This window comes from Plantactinospora sp. DSM 117369 (genome assembly GCF_053764795.1).
The window spans coordinates 8,545,981-8,570,589 of record NZ_CM132446.1; the positions used below are offsets into that span (position 1 = coordinate 8,545,981).

Annotated in this window: 16 protein-coding genes and 1 pseudogene; 10 read left to right on the forward strand and 7 right to left on the reverse strand. The window is 71.2% G+C overall.

What is annotated here, in order from left to right; genetic code table 11:
- Positions 1-127: 127 nt before the first annotated feature.
- The 5 genes from ACSMXO_RS36550 to ACSMXO_RS36570 all read left to right on the forward strand — a co-directional run bounded on the left by ACSMXO_RS36550 (position 128) and on the right by ACSMXO_RS36570 (position 4,812).
- Positions 128-718, forward strand: a complete 591-nt coding sequence (locus ACSMXO_RS36550; protein ID WP_346260541.1) for a hypothetical protein — start codon at positions 128-130, stop codon at positions 716-718.
- Positions 719-732: 14 nt separating this feature from the next.
- Complete coding sequence (locus ACSMXO_RS36555; protein ID WP_455415516.1) at positions 733-2,112, forward strand: hypothetical protein; 1,380 nt, start codon at positions 733-735, stop codon at positions 2,110-2,112.
- A 218-nt stretch (positions 2,113-2,330) separates the two neighbouring features.
- Complete coding sequence (locus ACSMXO_RS36560; RefSeq protein ID WP_346260560.1) at positions 2,331-3,962, forward strand: sodium:solute symporter family protein; 1,632 nt, start codon at positions 2,331-2,333, stop codon at positions 3,960-3,962.
- A 62-nt stretch (positions 3,963-4,024) separates the two neighbouring features.
- Positions 4,025-4,303: a hypothetical protein gene (locus tag ACSMXO_RS36565; RefSeq protein ID WP_346260543.1), complete on the forward strand. Its 279-nt coding sequence runs from the start codon at positions 4,025-4,027 to the stop codon at positions 4,301-4,303.
- Between the two features lie 140 nt (positions 4,304-4,443).
- Positions 4,444-4,812 carry a hypothetical protein gene (locus ACSMXO_RS36570; protein WP_346260544.1) on the forward strand — a complete coding sequence of 123 codons (369 nt, stop codon included), beginning with the start codon at positions 4,444-4,446 and terminating at the stop codon, positions 4,810-4,812.
- A gap of 112 nt (positions 4,813-4,924) precedes the next feature.
- Here ACSMXO_RS36570 and ACSMXO_RS36575 read toward each other — a convergent pair whose 3' ends face one another.
- Positions 4,925-6,664 (reverse strand): glycoside hydrolase family 6 protein, encoded by a 1,740-nt coding sequence (locus tag ACSMXO_RS36575; RefSeq protein WP_455415517.1) that lies wholly within the window; start codon positions 6,662-6,664, stop codon positions 4,925-4,927.
- Positions 6,665-7,495: 831 nt separating this feature from the next.
- Here ACSMXO_RS36575 and ACSMXO_RS36580 point away from each other — a divergent pair.
- From ACSMXO_RS36580 to ACSMXO_RS36595, 4 genes are all read left to right on the forward strand, one after another.
- Complete coding sequence (locus tag ACSMXO_RS36580; RefSeq protein ID WP_455415518.1) at positions 7,496-8,878, forward strand: hypothetical protein; 1,383 nt, start codon at positions 7,496-7,498, stop codon at positions 8,876-8,878.
- Entirely contained in the window at positions 8,862-9,605 is a 744-nt protein-coding gene (locus ACSMXO_RS36585) for a class F sortase (protein WP_455415519.1), read from the forward strand. Before ACSMXO_RS36580 ends, ACSMXO_RS36585 begins: the two co-directional genes overlap by 17 nt.
- A gap of 247 nt (positions 9,606-9,852) precedes the next feature.
- Positions 9,853-10,593: a hypothetical protein gene (locus ACSMXO_RS36590; protein WP_455415520.1), complete on the forward strand. Its 741-nt coding sequence runs from the start codon at positions 9,853-9,855 to the stop codon at positions 10,591-10,593.
- 1 nt (position 10,594) lies between these two features.
- Positions 10,595-11,338, forward strand: a complete 744-nt coding sequence (locus ACSMXO_RS36595) for a class F sortase (RefSeq protein WP_455419395.1) — start codon at positions 10,595-10,597, stop codon at positions 11,336-11,338.
- Between the two features lie 97 nt (positions 11,339-11,435).
- Here the strand turns inward: ACSMXO_RS36595 and ACSMXO_RS36600 are convergent, their stop codons facing one another.
- Positions 11,436-16,487, reverse strand: a complete 5,052-nt coding sequence (locus ACSMXO_RS36600) for an NAD-glutamate dehydrogenase (protein ID WP_346260550.1) — start codon at positions 16,485-16,487, stop codon at positions 11,436-11,438.
- A gap of 381 nt (positions 16,488-16,868) precedes the next feature.
- On the opposite strand from ACSMXO_RS36600, the gene ACSMXO_RS36605 reads away from it, so the two are divergent.
- Entirely contained in the window at positions 16,869-18,833 is a 1,965-nt protein-coding gene (locus ACSMXO_RS36605; RefSeq protein WP_455415521.1) for a penicillin-binding transpeptidase domain-containing protein, read from the forward strand.
- A gap of 88 nt (positions 18,834-18,921) precedes the next feature.
- On the opposite strand, the gene ACSMXO_RS36610 is transcribed toward ACSMXO_RS36605, so the two are convergent.
- The 5 genes and pseudogenes from ACSMXO_RS36610 to ACSMXO_RS36630 form a co-directional block, all read right to left on the reverse strand.
- On the reverse strand, positions 18,922-19,155 hold the full coding sequence (locus tag ACSMXO_RS36610; RefSeq protein ID WP_318394832.1) for a TM2 domain-containing protein: 234 nt from the start codon (positions 19,153-19,155) through the stop codon (positions 18,922-18,924).
- Between the two features lie 105 nt (positions 19,156-19,260).
- Positions 19,261-19,818: a TetR/AcrR family transcriptional regulator gene (locus tag ACSMXO_RS36615; protein WP_455415522.1), complete on the reverse strand. Its 558-nt coding sequence runs from the start codon at positions 19,816-19,818 to the stop codon at positions 19,261-19,263.
- 1,034 nt (positions 19,819-20,852) lie between these two features.
- Positions 20,853-21,815, reverse strand: a pseudogene (locus ACSMXO_RS36620) (arginase family protein); the annotation flags it as partial.
- A 62-nt stretch (positions 21,816-21,877) separates the two neighbouring features.
- A complete protein-coding gene (locus ACSMXO_RS36625; RefSeq protein ID WP_455415523.1) occupies positions 21,878-22,813 on the reverse strand; it encodes a tetratricopeptide repeat protein in 936 nt (311 codons plus the stop codon).
- 74 nt (positions 22,814-22,887) lie between these two features.
- The gene (locus ACSMXO_RS36630) at positions 22,888-24,576 is read right to left on the reverse strand and encodes an acyl-CoA mutase large subunit family protein (protein ID WP_455415524.1); all 1,689 of its coding nucleotides are present in this window, start codon (positions 24,574-24,576) and stop codon (positions 22,888-22,890) included.
- Positions 24,577-24,609 lie beyond the last annotated feature (33 nt).

Consider the following 24,609-nt stretch of genomic DNA (forward strand, 5'->3'; position numbering starts at 1 on the left):
CCGCCCAGACCCCCTACGGGCGGTTCCTGCCGCTCCGCGCCGGTTCCCGCCGCCGGGCACGAAAGTGTGCCCGATCTGGATTGGTGATCAGGGCACAGCGGGAATACCAGGAGACGAAGGAGGAGCCATGTCGCCCATAGAAGTCGTCCTCATCGTCCTAGTGGTCCTCGCCGTCGCCGCAGCCGTACCGGCCATCTGGGTGGCCAGCCGCCGCCGCGCCCTGCGCAGCAAGTTCGGCCCGGAGTACGACCGGGTGGTGGCCGAGCAGCAGAGCCGGTCCGCCGCCGAGCACGAACTGCGGGAGCGCGAACGCCGGCACGCGGAGTTGACGCTCACTCCGCTCTCCGCCGAGTCGCGCCAGCGCTACGCGGCCGACTGGGAGGAGATCCAGGCCCGGTTCGTCGACTCCCCGGCCGAGGCGGTGAGGGCGGCGGACGAACTGGTCACCCGGTTGATCGCCGAGTGCGGGTATCCGATCGGCGAGTACGACGACCAGCTCGCCCACCTCTCCGTCGAGCACGCCCGCACCCTGACCCACTACCGGGACGCGCACGAGATCCAGCTCCGCAACGAGCGCGGCGAGGCCAGCACCGAGCAGCTCCGCCAGGCCGTCGTGCACTACCGGGAACTCTTCGCCGACCTGCTCGGCGAGGACCCCGTACGCCAGCCCTCGGACGGGACCCGTCCGGACACCCCGCAGGACGTACCGAGCCGGTGAGGAGGCACTCTGCCATGCGTCAACAGCAGACCGACAACGGCGACCCCGACGTGATCCGCTCCGAGCCGGTAACGGCGGCCGGCCCGGGGCAGGCCGGGGCTGGCGAGGCCGAGGACCGGCGGAACCGGTATCCGGAGGGCACCGGCGACCAGGGCCCCGACGCGCTCGACGAGCGAGGGTCGTACGACAACGACCTCGCCACCAGCGGATCGGGACCGGCCTTCTCGTCCGACCCGGCCGCCGCCGCGCGCGCCCGGGACGACCGGCGCGGCGAGAGCCGGTCGGCGGACGACCGGGCCGAGGACGCGGCGCTGGACGACGACGCGCTCCCCCAGCGCTCACCGACGGGCCGCACCGGAGGCCCCGACACCGACACCGGAAGCACCGGTGACCGGGGTGACCTGGCCGACGCCAGCCGAGCGGACGCCGCCGGCGACGCCGACGAGCCGGCCGCCGAGCGCACCGGGACGGTCTACGCCACCGCCGGAGCGGACGCCGCCGGCAAGGACGCGGCCGTCGACCCGGACGGCACCGCCCGGATCGACACCCCGGAACGGGCGGACGACGCCGGCGAGGACCGCAGCGACGCCCGGGACGGCTCCGGCACACCGGAGTTCCACGAGCCCGCGCCGCTGCCCACCAGCTTCGGTGCCCCCACCGTCGGTGGCGCGGCGGCGGCCGCCGCGCTCGCCGGCAGTCACCGCGACCCCCGCAACGAAGACACCGTCCGCTCCGGGGACGGGCCGGCCGACGACCGGATCGACGGGGTCGGCGACGAGCGGGGTGAGGGGGTCGCCCGGCAGGGGGTACCGGACCGGAGCCTCGGTGCGGCCGACGCCGCCACGGCCACCCGGACCGGCACGCCGCCGGCCGGTGGTGTCGAGCCCGATCCGCCGGTCGACCCGCTGGGCCGGCCCGTGCCGGAGGGCTCGGCGGTCGGAGTGGCACACCCGGTGAACCCGGACGTGCTCAGCGCGGGCAACCCCGACGCGCTGACCGGCGGTACCCGCGCTCCGGCGGAGGCCGGTGGTCGGGACGAGACGGCCACGACGGCCGAGACCGGCACGACGGATTCCGGCGGGACGGCGGACGGCGGGCTGCCGCCCGGTGCCGCACCGGCCGAGCCGATCGCCGCGATCCTCGACCAGGAGGCGGTGCAGGGCTTCCGGGACCGCTGGCGGGAGGTGCAGCTCCGGTTCGTCGACGACCCGCCGGGGGCCACCGAGGAGGCCCACCGGCTGGTACGGGAGTCCGTGGAGGCGGTCACCGCCGCCCTCTCCCGACAGCGTGACGACCTCGCCGGCTGGCAGGACGACGGCGGGACCGACACCGAACGGTTGCGGATGGTGGTACGCCGGCACCGGGACTTCCTGGACCGGCTGCTCGGCCGGTAGATAGCCCGGCCGGCCCCCTGACGGCTCCCCGATGCCCGCCGACGGTGGGCGCCGGGGAGCCGTCGGCGATCCGGCGCCGGTCGCCACCGGGCAGAGGCGTGAAAACTCTTCACCTCGGGTAGTAGGCCCCTCGCCCCCGGCGGAAGGTGTGCACCGGGTAACGGACGGACCGAGCGTACGGACGAGGTGACGGTGTGGACGGCGGCCTGCGGCTGGACATGAACGCGCTGGACTATCTGATCCTGGCGCTGTATTTCGGCACCGTGCTCGGTGTCGGCATCGCGGCCCGCCGGGCGATCCGGACCAGCGTGGACTTCTTCCTCTCCGGCCGGTCGCTGCCGGCCTGGGTGACCGGGCTCGCCTTCGTCTCGGCCAACCTCGGGGCGCTGGAGATCATCGGCATGGCCGCCAACGGCGCCCAGTACGGCCTGATGACGCTGCACTACTACTGGATCGGCGCCGTACCGGCGATGGTCTTCCTCGGCATCGTGATGATGCCCTTCTACTACGGCTCCAAGGTACGCAGCGTGCCGGAGTATCTCCGGTTGCGCTTCAACCGGCCCGCCCACCTGCTCAACGCGCTCAGCTTCGCGGTCGCCCAAGTGCTGATCGCCGGGGTCAACCTCTACGCGCTCGCCCTGATCATGCAGGCCCTGCTCGGCTGGCCGCTCTGGCTCTCCATCGTGGTCGGCGCGCTGATCGTGCTGGCCTACATCACCATCGGCGGGCTCTCCTCGGCGATCTACAACGAGGTGCTCCAGTTCTTCGTGATCCTCGCCGGCCTGGTCCCGATCACCGTCATCGGGCTGGCCAAGGTCGGCGGGATCGACGGGCTGTGGGACGCCGTGCGCGGCTCGGACCTGGGCGAGGCCGGACTGCATACCTGGGCGGACACCGGCAGCACCGCCAACCCGCTGGGCGCGAGCTGGATCGGCATCGTCTTCGGGCTCGGCTTCGTGCTCTCGTTCGGCTACTGGACCACCAACTTCGCCGAGGTACAGCGGGCGATCTCGGCCAAGGACATGAGCGCGGCCCGGCGTACGCCGATCATCGCGGCGTACCCGAAGATGGTGATCCCGCTGGTCACGGTGATCCCCGGCCTGGTCGCGGTGGTCACCGTCAACGGGCTCGGCGCCGAGACCGGCGACCTGACCTACAACAACGCGATCCCGCTGCTGATGCGCGACCTGCTGCCGACCGGCGTACTCGGGGTGGCGGTGACCGGCCTGCTGGCCTCGTTCATGGCCGGCATGGCGGCCAACGTCAGTGGCTTCAACACCGTCTTCACCTACGACATCTGGCAGGCGTACGTCCGGAAGGACCGGCCGGACGGGTACTACCTGCGGGTCGGCCGGATCGCCACCGTCGCCGGGGTGCTGGTCGGGATCGGCACCGCGTTCATCGCGGCCGGCTTCAACAACATCATGAACTACATCCAGGTGCTCTTCTCGCTGTTCAACGCGCCGCTCTTCGCGACATTCATCATCGGCATGTTCTGGAAGCGGATGACCGCCTGGGCCGGGTTCTGGTCGCTGCTGACCGGCACTCTCGGCGCGCTCGCCACCTATCTGCTCTACGAGGCCGGGGTGCTGCCGTTCGACTCCGACCTGGAGGAGAGCTTCTGGGGTGCCGGCGTCGCGTTCGTGCTGGTCGCGATCGTCGCGGCGATCCTCACCCCGCTGACCTCGCGCAAGCCCGACGACGAGCTTCGCGGCCTGGTGTACGGGCTCGCCGGCCCGGACGGCCGGCAGGCCCTGCTCGCCGGCGACGCCCGCTGGTACCGCTCGCCGCTGCTGCTCGGCGGCATCGCATTGGCCCTCTCCGCACTGCTCTACCTGCCGGTGCTCTGAGGGGCCGCACCGCAGGCGTCCAACCGGGACGGTCGACGCCGACAGCGAGAAGGGACGAGGCGATGGAAGACCAGAACCGGCCGCCGGCCGGGGCGCCGCTGGACGAGGCCGAGCAGGAGCGCCACTCGGCCGCCGCCCGGCTGTTCGACATCCGCCGGGTGATCGGCGGGCTCTTCGTCGCGTACGGCGTGATCGTCGGACTGGTCGGCGTCTTCGACGGCGCGCCGGCGGTGGAGAAGGCCCAGGGCATCCGGATCAATCTCTGGGCCGGGCTGGCCATGCTGGCACTCGGGCTGGGCTTCCTGCTCTGGCAGTGGCTGCGCCCGATCGACCGGGAGTGACGCCCTGCCGCCGGGCCCGGACCGGACCGGACCGGGGTGGGTGGTGACGGGTGGGGAAAGGCATGGCGCGGGTCGTCCGGGGTAGTCGAACCGGAGGAGCGGTCAGCCGCACGTCGCATCCGGACAGGAGGGCAGCAAACATGACGGAGCGCGATCCGACCCGCAACCGGCCGCTGGAGGAGAGCCCGGAGGTGGCCGCCGCGATCGAGGACGACACCGCCGTACCGCAGCTCGCCTCCGACGGCGGGCCGAGGGCCGAGAACCCGGACTTCGTGGACCCGGAGGACGTCCCCGGCGACTTTCCGCCCACCGACGACCTGCTCGGCGATCCGCACGGGCAGGGCGCGGGCAGCGCGGGCGACACGCGTACCGGGGCCGAACAGCCGTGGGACCCGGAGGACCTGGCGATGGCGCAGGGCCGCGACCCGACCCCGGAGAACGTGCGGCGGGCCAGCGAGGAACTGGACCGGGAGGGTACGGCGGCCGCGGTGGAGAAGACGGTGCCCTGACCGGCGCAGCCCGGCCGGAGCAGCACCGGCGGTCCCCGCCCGGCGTGTGACCGCGCCGGACGGGGACCGCCCTGTGGTGTGGCTGTGTTGCTACCTCAGTTGTTGCAGCCGGTCAGAGCGCCGGGTAGGCGTTCTGCATGAGCTCGGTGAGCTGCGCCGGGAACCAGGCACCCGAGATCGGGGCGCCCGAGAGCGCGCCGCTCATGTTGTTCTGGTTACGCGGGTTACCGGTGTACGTCGGATCGCACATCCGGTCGAAGCCCTTGCCCTCGTCGTTGTCGATCTCGGTGCTGGAGCCGTCCGACTCGCCCGGAGGCTTGATCCAGACGTACGCGTCGATCCCGCTGGCGGGCGCGGCCCGCGGCCGCTCGCCCAGGCCGGCACCGCTCTGGTTGCACCAGTTGCCGAGGTGGATCCGCCGGTCGATCCGGGAGCCGTCGACCTGCTCGTCGACCGTGCCCGAGGTGACCGCGCCGGTGGGCCGTTCCGAGCCGCCCCAACCGTTACGCGAGGTGTCGATCAGCATGCCGATGCCGCTGGAGAAGCCCTGCGAGATCAGCTCGGTACGGAGTGCCTGGGCGAACCGCTGCTCGTCCACGTACCGGTTGTAGTCGATCCACTTCGAGAGCCGGTTCTGCTCGGTCACGTTGAGGTAGGGCTCCACCGTGGCCGAGTAGTTGGCGGTGTTGGCGATGAAGCCGTGCACGTTGGCCTGGGTGCTGCCCTCGGCGCGGGCGGCCTCGGCGAAGATCTGCGCGGAGGCCCGGAAGTTGTCGTCCCACCCGATCCAGCCGTGGTGGCCGGCGTCGATGTAGTTGTAGACGTTCGGGATCGCACCGAGCTTGGCCAGGGCGTAGCCGACACCCTTGACGTAGTTGCCGTTGGCCTTCATGGTGTCGCACTGCGCCGTCGCGGTCTCCCGCGGCGCCACGTTGGTGACCAGGTTCGGCAGCGAGTCGATCTCGATGATCGTGATGATCCGGAGGCTGCTGTACTTCGAGTCCGCCATGATCGCCGCGATCGGATCGATGTACTCCGCCTTGTACTTGGGCAGTTCATCGGCCTTGAGCTCGCCATTGGAGGCCAGCGCGGCGCAGTCCCGGCCGGGCAGGTTGTAGATGACGAACTGGATGTAGCCGGCACCCTGCGCCAGCGCCTCGTCCAGGTGGTCCCGGACGCCCATCGGGCCGTTCGAGCTGCTGTCCGGGGTGCCCTCGATCGCGGCGATCCGGTCGATCCAGACGCCGGTCGGGGTGTTGGAGATCCGGTTGCCGCCGGAGACGCTCTCCGCCTTGGCCTTCCACTCCGGGTTCACGTAGCCGCGAGCGCCCGAGTACGGGTTGTCGACCCGCGCCGCGGGGTTGCTGGTCGGGTTGCCGGTCGGCGGGGTGGTCGGGTTGCCGGTCGGCGGGGTGGTCGGCGTCGTGCCGTTGCAGGCCGTCCCGTTGATGCTGAAGGACGTCGGCGCCGGGTTGCTGCCGCTCCAGGAACCGTTGAACCCGATACCGGTGGAGGCGCCGGTGGCCAGGTTGCCGTTCCACGACACGTTCGTCGCGGTCACCTGGGTGCCGGACTGGGTCCAGTTGGCCGACCAGCCCTGGGTCACCCGCTGGCTCGCGTCCGCGAAGCTGAAGCGGAGGGTCCAGCCGTTGATCGCGTCACCGACGTTCCGGATGGTGATGTTGGCGCTGAAACCACCCTGCCACTGGTTGGTGCTGTAGGTGACGCTGCACCCGGGGGCCGCCTGGGCCACCGAAGCCGGGATGGTGACCAGACCGGCGGCGACCAAAGCGCTCGCACCGGCCACCGCGACGGCTTTCTGCCGGACGGACAATCTACTCCGTAAATTCATGCCACTGATCTCCTTGGGCCAGCCGGTCACGTCAGGCGGAACCGGCGCGGCGGTAACACGGACTTCGCGTCAGGTGGGTACGTCCGTGGACGCCATGGGGGATTGCGGTATGCCCGACCCGGACGGGCGCAACTGGTGGTGGTGCCGGCCGCGGTCAGCGGCCGTGGTGACGCCGTCCGGTGAACCGGCTGCCCTCGGCGTCTGCTGCGCGGTGTGGCTCCCCCAGCACAGTGGATGAATTCTTGCATGGGAGCGCTTCCACCACAACACCCCGACACTGATGGATGACGATTCCCTACTCGCACCCACCATTGCCGGTGGCCCCCGCGACCTGCGGCGGCACGGCCGGCAGGACACAGTGGACCGGCCCTGGAGCGGAGCCTACCCCGCACATCCACCCCCGGTCGCGGTACGGGAAGCCGGCGTACCCGGCGCGGTGACCGGCGCCGGGACGACGCCGCCCCGGCGACCGGCGGAAGCCCCTCCACGATGGAACGCCCGCCCGGCCGGGAGGCGCCGCGGCGCGGTGGCGGGCGGGCACGAACCGGACGGAGTACGCCCGATCCCCCGGGTCGGCCCGATCACGGCGCAACCGGCCGGTCGGCGCCATTACCACCGAGCGGGGACCCGGGAGCGGAATCGGCGCCGGGCCGCCGAGCGGGCGCGACCCGTCCGGTACCTGCCAGAGCTCCCCAGGTAGCGCCTCCGAGTGCCTTCTCCACCTGTTCGGGGAAATGCTGAAAAAATCCGATGAAAGCTCACAAATTCGCTAATCTCGGTCATGGCTCGCCTGCCGGCGAGCTGAGGCAAGAGGGAAGGATGACGAAAGTCATGTCCAAGAAGTTCCTCGGCAAGATGATCGCGGGAGCCGCCCTCGGCGGCGCTTCTCTACTCGTTTTCTCCCCCTCGGCCGCCCTCGCGGACGGCGGCTATCACCCTGAGGGGTACCAGCAGGACAGCTCCGGCCGAGTCTTCGCGAAGCCGCACGCGGTGAAGGCAGGAGACAAGGTCGAATTCGTCGAGATCTGCCCCGAGGCGCAGAAACACGCGTGGCTGTGGTCGAAGATCACCGGAAAGGTGGACCTCGCCCCCAAAGACCACAAGGACGACTACAAGGACGACTACAAGCCCGCCCCGAAGCCTGAACCGGAGAAAAAGCCGGAAGCGCGCAAGGATGGCTGGGAAGACGGCAAGAAGGCCGAGGACGGCGGCGGGTACGCCGAGAAGTCCGAGGACTCAAGCAAAAACCATCAGGGCTGGGAAGACAGCAAGAAGGCCGAGGACGGCGGCGGGTACGCCGAGAAGTCCGAGGACTCAAGCAAAAACCATCAGGGCTGGGAAGACAGCAAGAAGGCCGAGGACGGCGGCGGGTACGCCGAGAAGTCCGAGGACTCAGGCAAAAACCACCAGGGCTGGGAAGACAGCAAGAAGGCCGAGGACGGCGGCGGGTACGCCGAGAAGTCCGAGGACTCAGGCAGCCACCAGAGCGGGGAGGACTACAAGAAGGAGAGCGAGTACCAGGAGTTCCTGAGGTACAAGGAGTACCGGGAGTACCAGGAGTACCGCCGCTACAAGGAGCAGAAGGACAAGTCGGCCCCGGCGGAGAACGGGGCTCCCCATGCCGAATCCGCTCCGTCGACCGCGGAGAAGGCACCGGCGGCACCTGGCTCGTCGGCCGACTCGGTACCGGCACCGTCCCCCTCGACGGGCGGCCAGCCTCACCAGCCCGCCGAGGGTTACCAGTCGCCGAACGGGCAATCTGCACCGGCGGCGCCGGGCGGTACCGGCGGGACGGCACGGGACGACGGTGGGCACGGCTGGGAAGACAGCAAGAAGGCCGAAGACAGCAAGCACGGCTGGGAGAAGACCGAGCCGAGCAAGCACGGCTGGGAAGACAGCAAGAAGGCCGAAGACAGCAGGGACGGCCGGACGCACGAGAAGGACGGCTGGACCGACCGGAAGGCCGGCCACGAGTACTGGAGCAGCGTCACCATCCCCTGGGACGCCAAGCCGGGATCGTACGAACTCAAGGGCTCCTGCGGCGAGGGTGAGCTGATCATCCTGCCGAAGGGCTGGGTCGACGGCGGTGACGGCGGGGCGACCTCGGGCAGCGACGACAACCTCGCGGTCGCGGGTGTCGGGATGCTCGGGCTGGCCGGGCTCGGCGGACTCGTGCTGATGCGGCAGCGCCGTACCGATGAGTCGGCGGCCTGACGCGACGGCGAGCGGTGCCGGCGAGCGCCACGGGAGACCGTGGCGCGTCGCCGGCACCGTCCTCGTCGCCCTGCTGGCCCTGGTCGGCGCCGGCCTGATCGGGGCCGCCCTCAACGCGCCGGAACCGGCCTCGGCGCCGCAGCCGAGCGCCGGTGCCGCGCCGAACTACCTGGACCGGGCGGCGACCGGGTCGGACCTGGGTGCCTCACCGTCGCCCACGCCAGCACCGGAAGGCGGTACCAGCGGCACGCCAGCGCCCACACCGGTACTGGCCAGGTCGGAACCGATCAAGATCATGATTCCGAAGATCGGCGTGGACGCGACCATCATGCCGGTGGGGCTCACCCCGGACGGCATGGTGCAGGTACCACCGCTGGCCAAGGCGGAGCTGGCCGGCTGGTACCAACCGGGTCCGACGCCGGGTGAGGCCGGCAACTCCGTGATCGTCGGCCACGTCGACTCGAAGGAGATCGGACCGGCGGTCTTCTTCCAGCTCGGCGCCCTGCTGCCGGGGGACGCCATCGAGGTGATCCGGAAGGACGGCAGCCTGGTCACCTTCGTGGTGGACGGCGTGAAGTCGTACCCGAAGGCGGCCTTTCCCACCGAACTCGTCTACGGCCCGACCGACGAGCCGGGGTTGCGCCTGGTGACCTGTGGTGGGGACTTCGACGAGCGGGTGGGCTCCTATCCGGACAACGTAATCGCGTTCGCCCGGCTCGCCGGGTAGCCGCGACAGCGCTCGCCCGGCAGGTCCGGGCCTCGGGGGACAGCGGTACGCCGCTGTCCCCCGTACGTCTGGGCAGGGTGTCACCGGGCGATACAGACATCTTCGACGTGAAGAGCTCTCTACCACCCAGAAGCGGGCTTTCGGAAAGAACACTCATAATCACGACAACACCTCACAAACTAGCTAGCGTCGGTCCTGGCTCGGCTGGCTGCCGAGCAAACCAACGGGGAAGGAGTGACTACGAGTCATGAGTAGGAAGTTGCTGGGGAAGGTGATGGCCGGCGCCGGTATCGGTGCCGCGTCCCTGCTGGTCTGCGCGCCCGGAACCGCTCTGGCGGACGACGCCCAACCCGAGCGGAAAAACAGTGGCCACATCTACACAGTGCCGAAGGGGGTGAAGCCGGGACACAAGTTCAAGATCATCTTGAAGTGCGAGCACTCGGTGGAGAGGGCCTGGGTTTCGTCGAAGATCACCGGCAAGCTCTGGCTCAAGCCCGTCGTGGAGGACGGCCTCCGGGTACCGGAGTCGCCGCGGCCGCCCGCGGACGGCGATCAGCCGGACGACGACGGCCAGCCGCCGGTCCCGCCAACCGACGGGCAGCCCCCGCTCCCGCCGACCGACGGCCAGCCCCCGCTCCCGCCGACCGACGGACAGCCCCCGCTGCCCGAGGGTGGCGGCCAGCCGGAGGCGGGCGACGAGCAACCCGGCGGCGAGGGCGGCCAGGCCACGAACGACGGTGAGGCCAAGTACTGGGCCTGGGCCAAGGTCCCGCACAAGACCAAGCCCGGGCACTACCGGGCCTGGGGGGCGTGCAACGGGACGGGCAAGATCGTGGTGCTGCCCCGGGGCGCCGTGCCCGGTGGTGACGGCGGTGCCGCCAGCACCGACTCGGGCCGGGCGGCTGCCGGAGCCGGCCTGCTGGGAGCGGCCGCGATCGGTGGCTTCCTGATGATCCGCCGGCGTCGTACCGATGGCTCACTCGCCTGATGTGCCGACCAGGTGCGCCGGCGGCCGGCACGGGAAACCGTGGCGTGCCGCCGGCGTCACCCTGGTCGTCCTGCTCGCGCTCAGCGGGACCGCCCTGCTCACCGCCGGTCTGAACCCGGCGCCGGCGCAGCCGCCGCAGCCCGCCGAGACCGAGGCCGGCGAAGCGACGCCGCAGCCCGAGTGGACCGCGCCGTCGTCACCGGTCCCGGGCACGCCGTCGGGCCAGCCGGTCACTCCGACCCCCCAGCCGGTCACCCCGACCGGCGAGCCGCCCCAGCCGGCGGAACTGCCGCGTTCGGAACCGGTCAGGATCACGATTCCGAAGATCAAGGTGAACGCGAAGATCATGTCGGTCGGGGTGAACGACGACGGGACCGTGCAGGTGCCGCCGCTCAAGCAGGCCCAGCTCGCCGGCTGGTACAACGCGGGGGTCAGCCCTGGCGAGCTCGGCAACGCGGTCGTGGTCGGGCACGTCGACTCGGCGGCGACGGGCCCGGCGGTCTTCTTCCGGCTCGGCGCGCTCAAGCGGGGCGACCGGGTCGAGGTCACCCGGGAGGACGGCAAGGTCGTCCGGTTCGCGGTGGACGCGGTGAAGTCGTACCCGAAGACGTCGTTCCCGTCCGAACTGGTCTACGGCGCGGCGGACACCGCCCGGCTCCAGCTTGTGACCTGCGGCGGCACCTTCGACCGTAAGAAACGCAGCTACCGCAACAACGTGATCGTCTCCGCCACCCGGATCCCCTGACCGGGACTCCGGCCGAGCCGGCGACCAGCCGGGCCGGTGGCGTACCGGACCGGCAGCCCCCGGCTCGGCCCCGTACACCGCCGACGCGGCTGTCCGGTCAGCCGGCCGCCGAGGTCCGGACCAGGGTACGGATCTGCCGCAGCAGTACGGAGAGCGCGGCGAGGTCGGCCTGGGACTCGTCGAACTCCCCCATCGCCTTGCGGGTACGGCCGATCGAGATCGAGTTCGACCGCTCCCACTCCTGCACCCGCTCGTCCGGCGACAGGTCGGCGGAGGTCCCGCCGAGCACCTCGGCGGTGAGCGCGGCCAGCGCGGCGTAGAGGTCGTAGCGCAGCGCCATCCGGGCCAGCGTCTGCCAGCGGTCCTCCCGGGGCAGCAGCGAGATCTTCGACAGCAGAGAGTCGACCCGGAACCGGTCGGAGAGCACGAAGTAGACCGCCGCCACCTCGCCGACGTCCCGCCCGGTCGCCCGCGCCGTCTCCACCACATCGAGCAGGCCGAAGCTGTACATCAGCCGGGTGGAGCGCTCGGCCAGGTCCTGGGGCAGTCCGCGCCGCACGCACATCTCGACGTGCGCCTCCAGCGCCTCGCGCTCGCTGCCGTAGAACAGATTGCCGAGTTCGGGCAGGAGCCGGGAGACCCCGTCGCGCAGCCGGGCCGTCTCGGCCGGCACGTCGATCGGTGAACGTCGGTTGGTGACCAGCCACCGGACGGCCCGGTCGAGCAGCCGTCGGGTGTCCAGGTAGACCGTGGTCTGCACCTCGGTCGGCACCTTGTTGTCCAGTGCCTCGATGTCGGCCCAGATCTCCCGCAGCCCGAACACCTCGCGGACCACCACGTACGCCCGGATCACGTCGGCGGGGGTGGCACCGGTCTCCTCCACCACCCGGTAGATGAACGAGATGCCGCCCCGGTTCACCGCCTCGTTGACCAGTACGGTGGTGACGATGTCCCGGTGCAGCCGGTGCTCCGGCATCCGGTCGGCGTACCGCTCGCGCAGCGGGGTCGGGAAGTAGTTGGAGAGCACCTCGAAGGTCCACTCCTCGTCCGGCAGCCGGTCGGCCAGGATCTCCCGCTCCAGCACGATCTTGACGTACGCCAGCAGCACCGCGAACTCCGGCGCGGTCAGCCCGGTGTCGGTACGGGTCGCCAGCTCCTCGTCCGGCGGCAGCGCCTCCAGCTCCCGGTTGAGGTGACCGGCCCGCTCGAAGTCGGAGATCATCCGGCGGTGCACCGGCAGCAGCGAGGCCGCCTGGGCCAGCGCGTTGCCGATCGCCCGGGCCTGGTCGTAGTTGTCCCGGAGCACGAGCTGGGCGACCTCGTCGGTCATCTCGGCCAGCAGCGCGTCCCGGTCCGGCACGCTCAGCTCGCCGTCGGCCACCGCCGCACCGAGCAGGATCTTGATGTTCACCTCGTGGTCCGAGGTGTCCACCCCGGCCGCGTTGTCGATGAAGTCGGTGAAGATCCGGCCGCCGGCCAGGGCGTACTCGATCCGGCCGACCTGGGTGAAGCCCAGGTTGCCGCCCTCGCCGACGACCCGGCAGCGCAGGTCCTTGCCGTCCACCCGGATGGCGTCATTGGACTTGTCCCCGACCTCGGAGTTCGACTCCGACGACGCCTTGACGTAGGTGCCGATCCCGCCGTTCCAGAACAGGTCGACCGGGGCGGAGAGGATCGCCTTCATCAGCTCCTGCGGTGACATCGACTCGACGCCGTCGCCGAGGTCGAGCACCGCGCGGACCTGCGGGCTGATCGGGATCGACTTCGCGGTACGCGGATAGATCCCGCCGCCATCGGACAGCAGCTCGGCGTTGTAGTCCGCCCAGGAGGAACGCGGCTGGTCGAAGAGCCGGCGGCGCTCCGCGTAGGAGGTGGCCGGATCGGGGTCCGGGTCCAGCACGATGTGCCGGTGGTCGAAGGCGGCCACCAGCTTGATGTGCTCGGAGAGCAGCATGCCGTTGCCGAAGACGTCCCCGGACATGTCGCCGACGCCGGCCACCGTGAAGTCCTGGGTCTGGGTGTCGATCCCCATGTCCCGGAAGTGCCGCTTCACCGACTCCCAGGCACCCCGGGCGGTGATCCCCATCTTCTTGTGGTCGTAGCCGGCGGAGCCGCCGGAGGCGAACGCGTCGGCCAGCCAGAAGCCCTGCCGCACCGAGATCTCGTTGGCGATGTCGGAGAAACTGGCCGTGCCCTTGTCCGCCGCCACCACCAGGTAGGGGTCGTCGGCGTCGTGTCGGACCACGTCGGACGGCGGCACGACCTGCCCGCTGACCAGGTTGTCGGTCACGTCCAGCATGGCCGAGATGAAGCCCTGGTAACAGGCGACCGCCTCGTCCCGGTCGCCCGGCTTCTGCTTGAGCACGAAGCCGCCCTTCGCGCCCACCGGCACGATCACGGCGTTCTTCACCATCTGCGCCTTGACCAGGCCGAGCACCTCGGTCCGGAAGTCCTCCCGCCGGTCCGACCAGCGGATACCGCCCCGGGCCACCGGCCCGAACCGCAGGTGTACGCCCTCGAAGCGCGGCGAGTAGACGAAGATCTCGTACTTCGGCCGGGGCGCCGGCAGGTCCGGCACCATCTGCGGGTCGAGCTTGAACGCCACGTACGGCTTGGGTCGCCCGTCGGTGCGCCGCTGGTAGAAGCTGGTCCGCAGGGTCGCCTGGATCAGCGTCAGGTACGACCGGAGGATCCGGTCCTGGTCCAGGCTGCTCACGTCGTCGAGCTGCTGGTTGATCGAGGTGACCAGTTCCTTGCCGCGCAGGTTGCGCTCCTCGGCGGAGTAGCCCAGCGTCGGGGAGAACCGGGTCTCGAAGAGTTCCACCAGCGAGGCGGCGATCTGCGGGTACGCGATGAAGGTGGACTCCATGTAGTCCTGCGAGAAGACGGTGCCGGCCTGCCGCAGGTACTTCGCGTACGCCCGCAGCACCACCACCTGCCGCCAGGTGAGCCCGCCGCGCAGCACCAGCTCGTTGAAGCCGTCGACCTCGGCCTCACCGCGCCAGGTGGCGGAGAAGGCGTTCTCCACGTGCGGGCGTACCTCGGCCAGGTCCCGGGCGCCGTCCGGCAGCTCCAGGCCGAAGTCGTAGAGGTAGATCCGGCCGTCGATCCGGTCCACCTCGTACGGGTGCTCGTCGACCACCCGTACGCCGAGCGAGTGCAGCACCGGGAGCACCGCGGAGAGCACCATCGGCTCGCCGTACCGGTAGACCTTGAACCGGACGTCCTCGACCGTGGTGGCCGGGGCGGGGCCGCCCGGCCGGACCGGCTGCTGCTTGCGGAACATGTGCATCTCGAGCTGGCCCGGCTCTTCCAGCAGTTCCAGTTTGGCGAGGTCCTTCATCGCCTCGTACGGGGTGTGCCCGTCCTTGTAGCCCTCCGGGAACGCGTCGGCGTACCGGGTGAAGAGCCGTTTGGCCTGCTCGTCGCCGAGCTTGCGCTCCAGCACCAGCCGGTAGTCGTCGTCCCAGAGCCGGGTCGCGTCGGCGAGCTCCTCGGCGAGCAGGTCCGCGTCCACTTCGCCGGGCGGGCTGGCCGGATCGGTCCGGACGATGAAGTGCACCCGGGCCAGCATCGACTCGGTGACCCGGGTGGTGTAGTCCACCCCGATCCCGTTCAGCTCGCGGAGCAGGATCTCCTGCATGCGCAGCCGGTTCTGGGTGGTGAACCGGTCCCGGGGCAGGTAGATCAGGCAGGAGATGAACCGGCCGTACCCGTCGCGGCGCAGGAAGACCCGGAGCTGGCGGCGGCCGGCCATCCTGAGCACCCCGACGACGGCGTGGTAGAGGTCGTCGGTCTTGATCTGGAAGAGTTCGTCCCGGGGATAGGTCTCCAGGATCTGCAACAGGTCCTTGCCGGAGTGGCTGCGCGGGCTGAGCCCGGACCGGTCCAGCACCTCGGCGACCTTGCGCCGGACCACCGGCAGTTCGCGGACGCTGGTCCGGTACGCCGCCGTGGCGAGCAGGCCGAGGAAACGGCGCTCACCCACCACCTCGCCGCGCTCGTCGAACACCTTGAACCCGATGTAGTCCAGATAGGCCGACCGGTGCACGGTGGCCCGGGAGTTGGCCTTGGTGATGATGAGCAGGCGCTTCTCGGTCACCTTCTGGTGCGCCTCGGGGGTCATCGAGGAGAGCGCCCGGGGCGTGGTGGAGTCCTGGCGCAGGATGCCCAACCCGGTGCCGAGGATCGCCTCCAGCGCCGGCCCCTGCTCGGTCTGGATCAGCCGGTACTCCCGGTAGCCGAGGAAGGTGAAGTGCTCGTGCGCCAGCCAGCGGAGCAGCTCCACCGAGTCGGTGATGTCCTTTTCGGGTACGGGTGGACGGTTCTCCGAGGTGCGTGCGGCGGCCAGTTCGTCGGCGAGGGAGAGGGCGCGCTGCCGCATCTTGGGCCAGTCCTCGACCGCCTCTCGTACGTCGGTGAGCACCCGCTGCAACTCGGCGCGCAATCGGTCCCGGTCCGCCGCGCCGCGTACCGGATCGATCTCGATCCGCATCCAACTCTCGACGATGTCACCGTCGATCGCGTCGTCCGGTTCGACGTCGGCGGCGACCTCGGTCAACCTGCCGAGTGGCTCGCGGCGGACCACCACCAGCGGGTGGACCAGCATGTGCACGTCGAGGTGGTGCCCGGTCAGCAGCGCCGTGATGGAGTCCACCAAAAACGGCATATCGTCCGTAACTATCTCAATTACGGTGTGCTGCTGTTCCTCGTCCGGTTCGTGGATCCGCAGCTTGAGTTCGCCCGGCACCCGCTGCTGGGCGAGCTCCCGGTGCGCCTTCGCGGCGGCGAGCATCTCCGCCGGGGTGAAGCCGATCAGCTCCTCGTCCGGGGCGAACCGCCAGAACCGGTCGACGAGGGTGGCCGCGTCGTGGTCGTCGCCGGCCAGTGCCACCGCCTGGGCGACCAGCCGCTCGGCGTTCGGTACCGGCTCGTCCAGATCCGCGTCCTCGACGTCGTCGACGAGGGCCTCCGGGGGCAGTCCGAGATCGTAGAGGGTGTCGATGCTGGCCCCCGGCACGCCGGTCGCGCCGGAGGCGAGTCGAGAGCCCGCCCCGTCGTCGTCGATCGCCGCGTCGTAGCTGTCGTCTCGGCTGGCATTCGCCGGCCGGAGAACGGGTTCCGGTGTGATCGCCGGACGCCGGTCCATCGTGCCACTCCCCTCGACCCACCACGCCGTGGGTCACTCTCCGCCCCAGACTAGGCCCTACCGATAAGCCCCTCTGCCGGTGGACCGGCGGCCGGATGTCGGATCTGGGATCTGTCCTTTCATCCGTTGCGGACGCCCGACACGCCCGCGTCGGAGTACCCACGCACGCTCGGCCATCACCCGATCCGCCCCACCGGACCCGCGAGCCCGACCGGCGCGGACGGCCACACCTGCTCTGACCAGCACCGGAGCGCCCAAAGTGGGCCTGGCGCAAACCTCCCGGACAGCACCGGGGCAGCCGGGATCCGGCACCGCGTACTACCGTCGGTCTGCTGCCGGAGCGACTTCCGGCGGTGCGCCGACCTGGAAGGTAACCGCGGCATGCGCTTTCCGAATCCGTCCCAACGCCCGCTGGCCCGACAAACCACCCGTCGGGGGACGGCCACCCTCCTTACCGGCGTGCTGCTCGCCGCCGGGGCCCTGGCCGGCTGCTCGGACTCGGACGGCCCGGACCGCGCGGTCGACACGTTCCTGGCCGGTTGGCTCGGTGGCGATCTCAACAAGGTCGGATTCCGCAACCCGGCGGGCGATCGGGTACCGGCCGACGAGGTGGCCGAGGAGATCAAACAGCTCTCCGGCGAGCTGGCCAAGACGCCACCGAAGCTCCACCGCGAGGGCGAGGCGAAGATCACAGAAGACACCGCGACCGCGACGGTACGGGTCGACTGGACACTGCCTGGTGACACGCACTGGACGTACCCGTCGGAGATCCACCTCAAGCGTGGTGAGGACGACGAGTGGCAGGTGATCTGGGAACCGAAGGTCGTCGAGCCGCGCCTCACCCGCGGAGACGAGCTGGCCGTACGCCGGCTCCCCGCCAAGCGGGCGGCGGTGACCGACGGGGCCGGCAAGCCCATCGTGACGCCCCGGCCGGTGGTACTGGTCGGTGTGCAGCCCAGCGAGGTGACCGACGTACCCGGCCTGGTGCGGCAGCTCGACACGGCGTTCAAGGCGATCCGGCCGCCGATCACCCCGCCGGTCGACCTGACCGACCTGCCGACCCGGATGCGGGAGGCGAAACCGGACGCTTTCGTCGACGTGGTGACCCTGCGCCGGGAGGCGTACCTCCAGATCAAACCGCGCATCTACGACCTGCCGGGCACGAAGTTCCGCGACGAGCAGCGGGAACTCGCGCCGACCCGGGACTTCGCCCGGGCGCTACTCGGCTCGGTCGACCCGGTGCTGGCCGACGACATGGCCGCCAACCCCGGGCTCTTCGAGTCCGGTGACCTGGTCGGCCACGGCGGCCTACAGGGCCGGTACGACAAGCAGTTGCGTGGCGGGGTCGGGCTGAGCGTGATCATCGCCAGCAAGCGCCCGGACGGTACGGTCACGCCGACCGGTACCGAGGTGTTCCGGCGCGAGCCGCAGGCCGGCGTACCCCTGAAGACCACCCTCGACGTGCCGACGCAGAACGCCGCCGACGACGCCGTGCGCGGGTCCCGGCAGCGGGCCGCCCTGGTCGCGGTACGGATCAGCGACGGCGCGGTACTGGCCGCGGCGAACGGCGGCAGCGCCGAGAACCTGGCCTTCACCGCCCAGGTCCCGCCGGGCTCGACCTTCAAGATGGTCAGCGCGCTCGGCCTGCTCGACGTCGGGGCGGTCAGCCTGGACGGGCCGGTCGCCTGCCCGAAGACGTTCACCGTGGACGGGCGCTCGTTCAAGAACTCCGACAACTTCGCCCTCGGCACGGTCCCGTTCCGGACCGACTTCGCCCGTTCCTGCAACACCGCGTTCGCCGCGCTGGCCCCGAAGCTGGGGCCGGACGGGCTGGCGAACGCCGGCCGGAGCCTGGGGCTGGAAGCCGACTGGAAGCTCGGGATCGACGCGTTCAGCGGGAAGGTGTCGGCGGGCGGGTCGGCGGCCGAGCGGGCGGCGGCCGCCTTCGGCCAGGGCACCACCGTGGTCAGTCCGCTGGCGATGGCGGCGGCGACCGCCGGGGTCGCCCGTGGCCAGTGGCAGCAGCCGAAGCTGCTGCTGGAGCCGGCACCGGGTGAGCCCGCGCCGCCCGGCCCGCAGCTTAAGGCCGGCTCGGTCGAGCCGCTCCGCACGATGATGCGCGAGGTGGTCACCAAGGGGACCGGCAGCGCCCTGGCCGACGTACCGGGCGGGCCGGTGTACGGCAAGACCGGCACCGCCGAGTACGACGACAACCCGGCGCACACTCACGCCTGGTTCGTGGGCTGGCAGGGGGACGTCGCGTTCGCGGTCTTCGTCGAGAAGGGCGGATCGAGTACGGCGACCGCCGTGCCGATCGCCGAGAAGTTCCTCCGCGGCCTCGACTGAACGCAGCTGCGCGGCCTGCGGAAACGCTCCGGCCGGGGCGGTCGACGGGGTCTGTCCCGGACCGCCCCGGCCGTCGGTGCGAGTCGCCTCAGCGGGCGAGCGCCAGGCCCTGCTTGTCGTTGAACTTGCCGACCAGGATCATGATCAGGTCGATCAGCGTCCAGATCCCGAACCCGCCGAACGTCAGGATCATCAGGATGCCGGTGCCGATCTTGCCGACGTAGAACCGGTGCACGCCGATGGTGCCGAGGAAGAGGCAGAGCAGCACCGCGACGAGCCAGGACTTCTGCCCGACGGCCGGACCGGCGGCGGTTGTGGACATGGTCTATTCCTCTCAGGACTTTCTCAGGAAAGATGAACGTTCGCGCACATTACCGGAACCTGATCGGCTCCGCAGCCCCGGTCACCCGGCAGGATCAGCCAAAAGTCATCGGCGCGGCAGACTGGCGACGTACATCGCGATCAGTTGCTCGTACGTCTCGTCCAGATCTTCCGACAGCCCGAAGCCGCCGCTGGCCTCCAGCGAGGCGAATCCGTGCGCGATGGCCCGGCCGCACCGGGTGGCGTGGATCGCCGCCGAGTCGGTGAGCCCGTACTCGCGCAGCGTGGCGAGGAAGACCTGCAACATCCGGGTACCGGCCTCGACCATGGCCGGATCGTGCAGTGGATCGGGCGGCAGCGCGGCGTACCGGGCCGGGTACTCGCGGACGTAGTCGCGGTAGGTGCGCAGCAGCACCGCCACCGCCTCGTCGCCGCTGCGGCCCAGCACGGCGGTGACTGACCGGTCGGTCATCTCGGTGATCACCCGGATCCCGACCAGGGTGCGCAGCTCGGCGAGGCCGGCGACGTGCTTGTAGAGCGAGGGCGGGGCGACTCCGGTGCGCGCGGCGACAGCCGCCAGGGTCAGGGCATCGACGCCCTGCTCGTCGATCACCTCGATCGCCGCGCCGACCACGGCGCTCGTGGAGAGTCCGACCCTAGGCACCGCGCGACCCGTGCCAAGCTTTCCCTGGACAGGATGCCTTGCTATATCTCATAGCCTAGAAGCTAGTTAGCATAGCCAGCCATGTCAACCGGAGTCGCCCACTGCCGGCGGGCGGTCCGCTGGCCGGCGGCCGATACGGTCGCGTCGAGACTGTCGAGCTGCCCCGCTTGGGCTCCCACGCTCACCGCCGGGCGACCCCGTGCACGGTCGTGGCGCGGGCCGGCCGGGGCTTTCACCCGATTGCCAGTGCTCGCGGCTCGTCAGGGTCTCGAAGAGGCTGGTGATCTGGAACCGGCAGTGCCAGCCGACACCGCTGTTGACCACCACCACAGCGGCGGCGGCGGTTCCGGTGCCCCGGCTGTGCACCCAGCTCGACAGTCGCCCGGCCAGGTAAGCCGGCGCTCGCCGCCCGTCGACGATGGCCGGCCATCATGGACTGCCGATCTTCAGGCGATCTCCGCCGCCGACCCCGGCTCGGGGTCACGGATCGGCGCCTCACCCGGCGCTGCGGGCTCGTCGTCGGCCAGGCCAGGGCTGGGTGGAGCTGCGGCCGCCGGTTCTTCGGCCAGCGGTGGCGGGTTGCGGCGGAGCCGTCCCGGACCGGCCGAGGCGGGTGGGCCGACCGGCTCCGACCAGCGGGCGGACAGATCGGGTACCTCGGACCGGGGTCGGTCAGCCCCGTTCGACCCGGCGCCCTCCGACACCGCAACCTGCGCGCCCGCAACCTCCGACCCGGCAGGCTCGGCCGCCGAGTCTGGCGAGCCCTGTGCGGTCCAGGTCCCGGACGTGTCCGGCAGTTCGGCGGTGGACGTACCAGGGCTGACCGGGTCGGGGGCGAGTGGGCGGTCCGGTACCGGCACCGCTCCGAGGGCTGTCGCCGCCGGGGAAGGTCGGGAAAAGGCGGGAAACTCCACGGCCGGTACGCCCCGCCGGGCGGTGGCCGGCGCCGCCCCGATCGACGGCACCGCCGACTGCCGGGCCGGCGTCGTGGGCACGGCGGGGGGAACCGCACGGGGACCCGGCACGCCCGGGCCCCTCCCGGCGACGGTGGGCCCGCTCGGGGTCAGCCGGGGCGGCACCGCCTCGGGCGCGGCGACCGGGGCCAGGCCGGCGACCAGCGTGTCGACGATCTCGGCGGCGTAGGCCCCCTCCGGGTCGTAGTCGGGATCGAAGACGGTGATCTCCACTCCCAGGCAGTGCGGGGTGTCGACCAGCCCGGCCAGCAGCAGTTCCAGCTCGGCGAAGGCGATCCCGCCCGGATCCGGCGCGTCCACCGCCGGCATCACCGCCGGATCGAGCACGTCGACGTCGACGTGGACCCAGTAGCCGGCGCAGTCGGTCAACTGGTCGCGCGCCCACTGGGCGGTCCGGGCCGCCCCCTCGACCCGCAGCGCCGGCACCGGCCGGGTGACGATGCCGGCCGCCTGGAGGTCGAGCCGGTACTCGTCGTGGGCGCGGATGCCGAGCACCACCACGTCGATGTCCCGGAAGTACGGCCGGCGCCCCTCGATCGCGGCCAGGTCGGCCTGGCCCCGCCCGGTGACCAGGGCCAGGTCCTCACCGGCCGCCGCGCCCACGTAGGAGGCGTTGCCCGGGTGCCGGAAGTCGGAGTGGCCGTCCACGAAGACCAGCCCGATCCGGCCGCCGACCGCCTCGCCGAGCCGGTGCATGGCGAGCGCCGAGCCGAGCAGGATCGAGCAGTCCCCGCCGAGCACCAGCGGGAACTCGCCCTGGTCGATGATGCCGCCGATCCGCTCGGCCAGCTCCATCGAGTAGTGCGCGATCGAGCCGGCGTGGCACACCCCGTCCCCGGGACGCCAGTCGCCCGGGTCGTACCGGGGCGGGGTGAGGCAGCCGGCGTCCCGGGCCGCGAGCCGGGCGATCAAATCGTGGTCACGCAGCGCGCCCGGTGCCTTGGCGCAGCCCGGCACCGACGTGGGAGTCGGCGGACGCAGGCCCAGGTTGGACGGGGCATCCAGGACGGCGATCCGGCGCATACTGTGCTCCCGTCCGGTATCGCGGCTGCCAGGCCGGCACGCGCGCTCGTACTGCCTATTGTCTAGAAGAGCGCACGTGAGAGCGCCCTCCGGGCGCTGGCCACCGCAGGATCGTCCGGACCGGCGATGGTGAACAGGGACACCAGGTGCTGCCGGGCCGCCTCCCGGTCATCGCCGGCCGTCCGACGGACCAGGTCGACCAGCCGGGCGTACGCCTGCTCGGCCTGGCCGCTGAGCACCTCGATGTCGGCGGCGAGCAACTGTGCCGGTACGTCGTCGGGGCTCGCCTCGGCCGCGGCCAGCGCCGCCGCCGGGTCCGCACCGCTCACCCGGCGGGCCAGCGCGACGTGTGCCACGCCGGCCTCGGCCGCCGCGTCCGAGGGTGCGTCCGAGAGGATCTTCTTGTACGCCCGCTCGGCCGCGTCCAGGTCGCCGCTGATCAGCGCCTCGTCGGCCTCGCTGAGCCGGGGGTCCTCCGGTGCCTCCACCGAGACCCCGCCGGCCTTGAGCACGGCGCCGATCCACTGCCGCAACTGCGCCTCGGGCACCACTCCGGCGAAGGCGTCGACCGGCTGGCCGCCCACCACCGCGTAGACCATCGGGATGCTCTGCACCCGGAACATCTGCGCGAGCCGCTGGTTGGCGTCGACGTCGACCTTGGCCAGCACCCACGCACCGGCACCCTCGACGGCCAGCCGTTCCAGCACCGGGGAGAGCTGCTTGCAGGGCTCGCACCACTCGGCCCAGAAGTCGATCACCACTGGGGTGGTGAGGGAGCGTTCCAGCACCTCGGACTGGAACGTGGCTTCGGTGACGTCGATCACCGCGACTCCACCCCCGCCCCCGGGAGGTGTGCTCGGCGGCGTCCCGCCGGGGACGCCGGGACCGGCCGGCGGGGTGGCTGCCGCCGGCTTCGCGGGTGTCTGTGCGGCGCGCAGCGCGCCGAGGTCGACCGCGCCGCGGGTGAAGATCGACGAGGTGATCCGTGGGTCGCTCATGGTTCCCTAGTCTCGCACGCGGCGTCGCGAACCCCGCCCAACCGCCGCTGCCCGACAGATGCCAACCCGGCGAATCAGAACCGGGCCGGTTCGCGGTAGACACCCCACTCGGCGCGGAGCGCGTCGCAGATCTCCCCGAGGGTCGCCTCGGCGCGTACGGCGGCCAACATCGGCGGGATCAGGTTCCCGCCGGTCCGGGCGACCTCGACCATCCGGGTCAGCGCCTCGGTGACCGCGCGCGCGTCCCGGCCGGCCTTGCGGTCGGCGAGCATCCGTCGCTGCTCCAGCTCCACCTCGTGGGATACCCGCAGGATCTCCAGCTCCTTGGCGACCGTGCCGGTGTGGCAGTTGACGCCGACGATCTTCTTGTCGCCCTTCTCCAGCGCCTGCTGGTAGACGAAGGCCGACTCGGCGATCTGGCCGGTGAACCAGCCGTCCTCGATGCCGCGCAGGATGCCGGAGGTCATCGGGCCGATCGGGTGCGGGCCGTCGCCGCCGAGCTGCCGGATCCGGGCGAAGATCTCCTCCGCCTCCGCCTCGATCTTGTCCGTCAGCGCCTCCACGTACCAGGAGCCACCGAGCGGGTCGGCGACGTTGGTGACCCCGGTCTCCTCCATCAGCACCTGCTGGGTACGCAACGCGATCTCCGCCGACGAGTCGGTGGGCAGCGCGAGGGTCTCGTCCAGCGCGTTGGTGTGCAGCGAGTTGGTGCCGCCGAGCACCGCGGCCAGCGCCTCGACGGCGGTCCGCACCACGTTGTTGACCGGCTGCTGCGCGGTCAGCGACACCCCGGCGGTCTGGGTGTGGAAGCGCAGCCAGAGTGCCCGCTCGTCGGTGGCGCCGTACACCTCGCGCAGCCAGCGGGCCCAGATCCGGCGGGCGGCCCGGAACTTGGCGATCTCCTCGAAGAAGTCGACGTGTGAGTCGAAGAAGAAGCTCAGCCCCGGCGCGAAGACGTTGACGTCCAGCCCCCGGCTCAGCCCCAGCTCGACGTAGCCGAACCCGTCCGCCAGGGTGTACGCCAACTCCTGCGCGGCGGTCGACCCGGCCTCCCGGATGTGGTAGCCGGAGACCGACAGCGGCTTGTAGCGCGGGATCTCCCGGGCGCAGTACTCCATCAGGTCGCCGATCAGCCGCAGGTGCGGCTCGGGGTCGAAGAGCCACTCCTTCTGCGCGATGTACTCCTTGAAGATGTCCGTCTGGAGGGTGCCGTCCAGTGTGGAGATGTCCGCGCCCTGCCGCTCGGCGGCGACCAGGTACATGCAGAAGACCGGCACCGCCGGCCCGGAGATGGTCATCGAGGTGGTGACGGCGGCCAGGTCGATGCCGTCGAAGAGCACCTCCATGTCGGCGGCGGAGTCGACGGCGACGCCGCAGTGCCCGACCTCGCCGAGCGCCTGCGGGTCGTCGGAGTCCCGGCCCATCAGGGTCGGCATGTCGAAGGCGACGGAGAGCCCGCCGCCGCCCGCGCCGAGGATCATCCGGTAGCGCTCGTTGGTCTGCCGGGCGTTGCCGAAGCCGGCGAACTGCCGGATCGTCCAGGTCCGCCCCCGGTAGCCGGTCGGATACAACCCCCGGGTGTACGGATATTCGCCCGGCCAGCCGATCCGGGCGAACCGGGGGTCGGCGCTCCCCTCGGGTGGGCCGTAGACCGGGTCGACGGGCATCCCGGAGAGGGTGGTGAAGTCCGCCTCCCGCTTGCGTGCCGCGTCGTACCGGGCCTGCCAGCGGGCTCGACCGGCGGCGATCTCCTCGGCGTCCATTGCAGGGGGCCCTCCTCGCGCTCCTCGACTGAG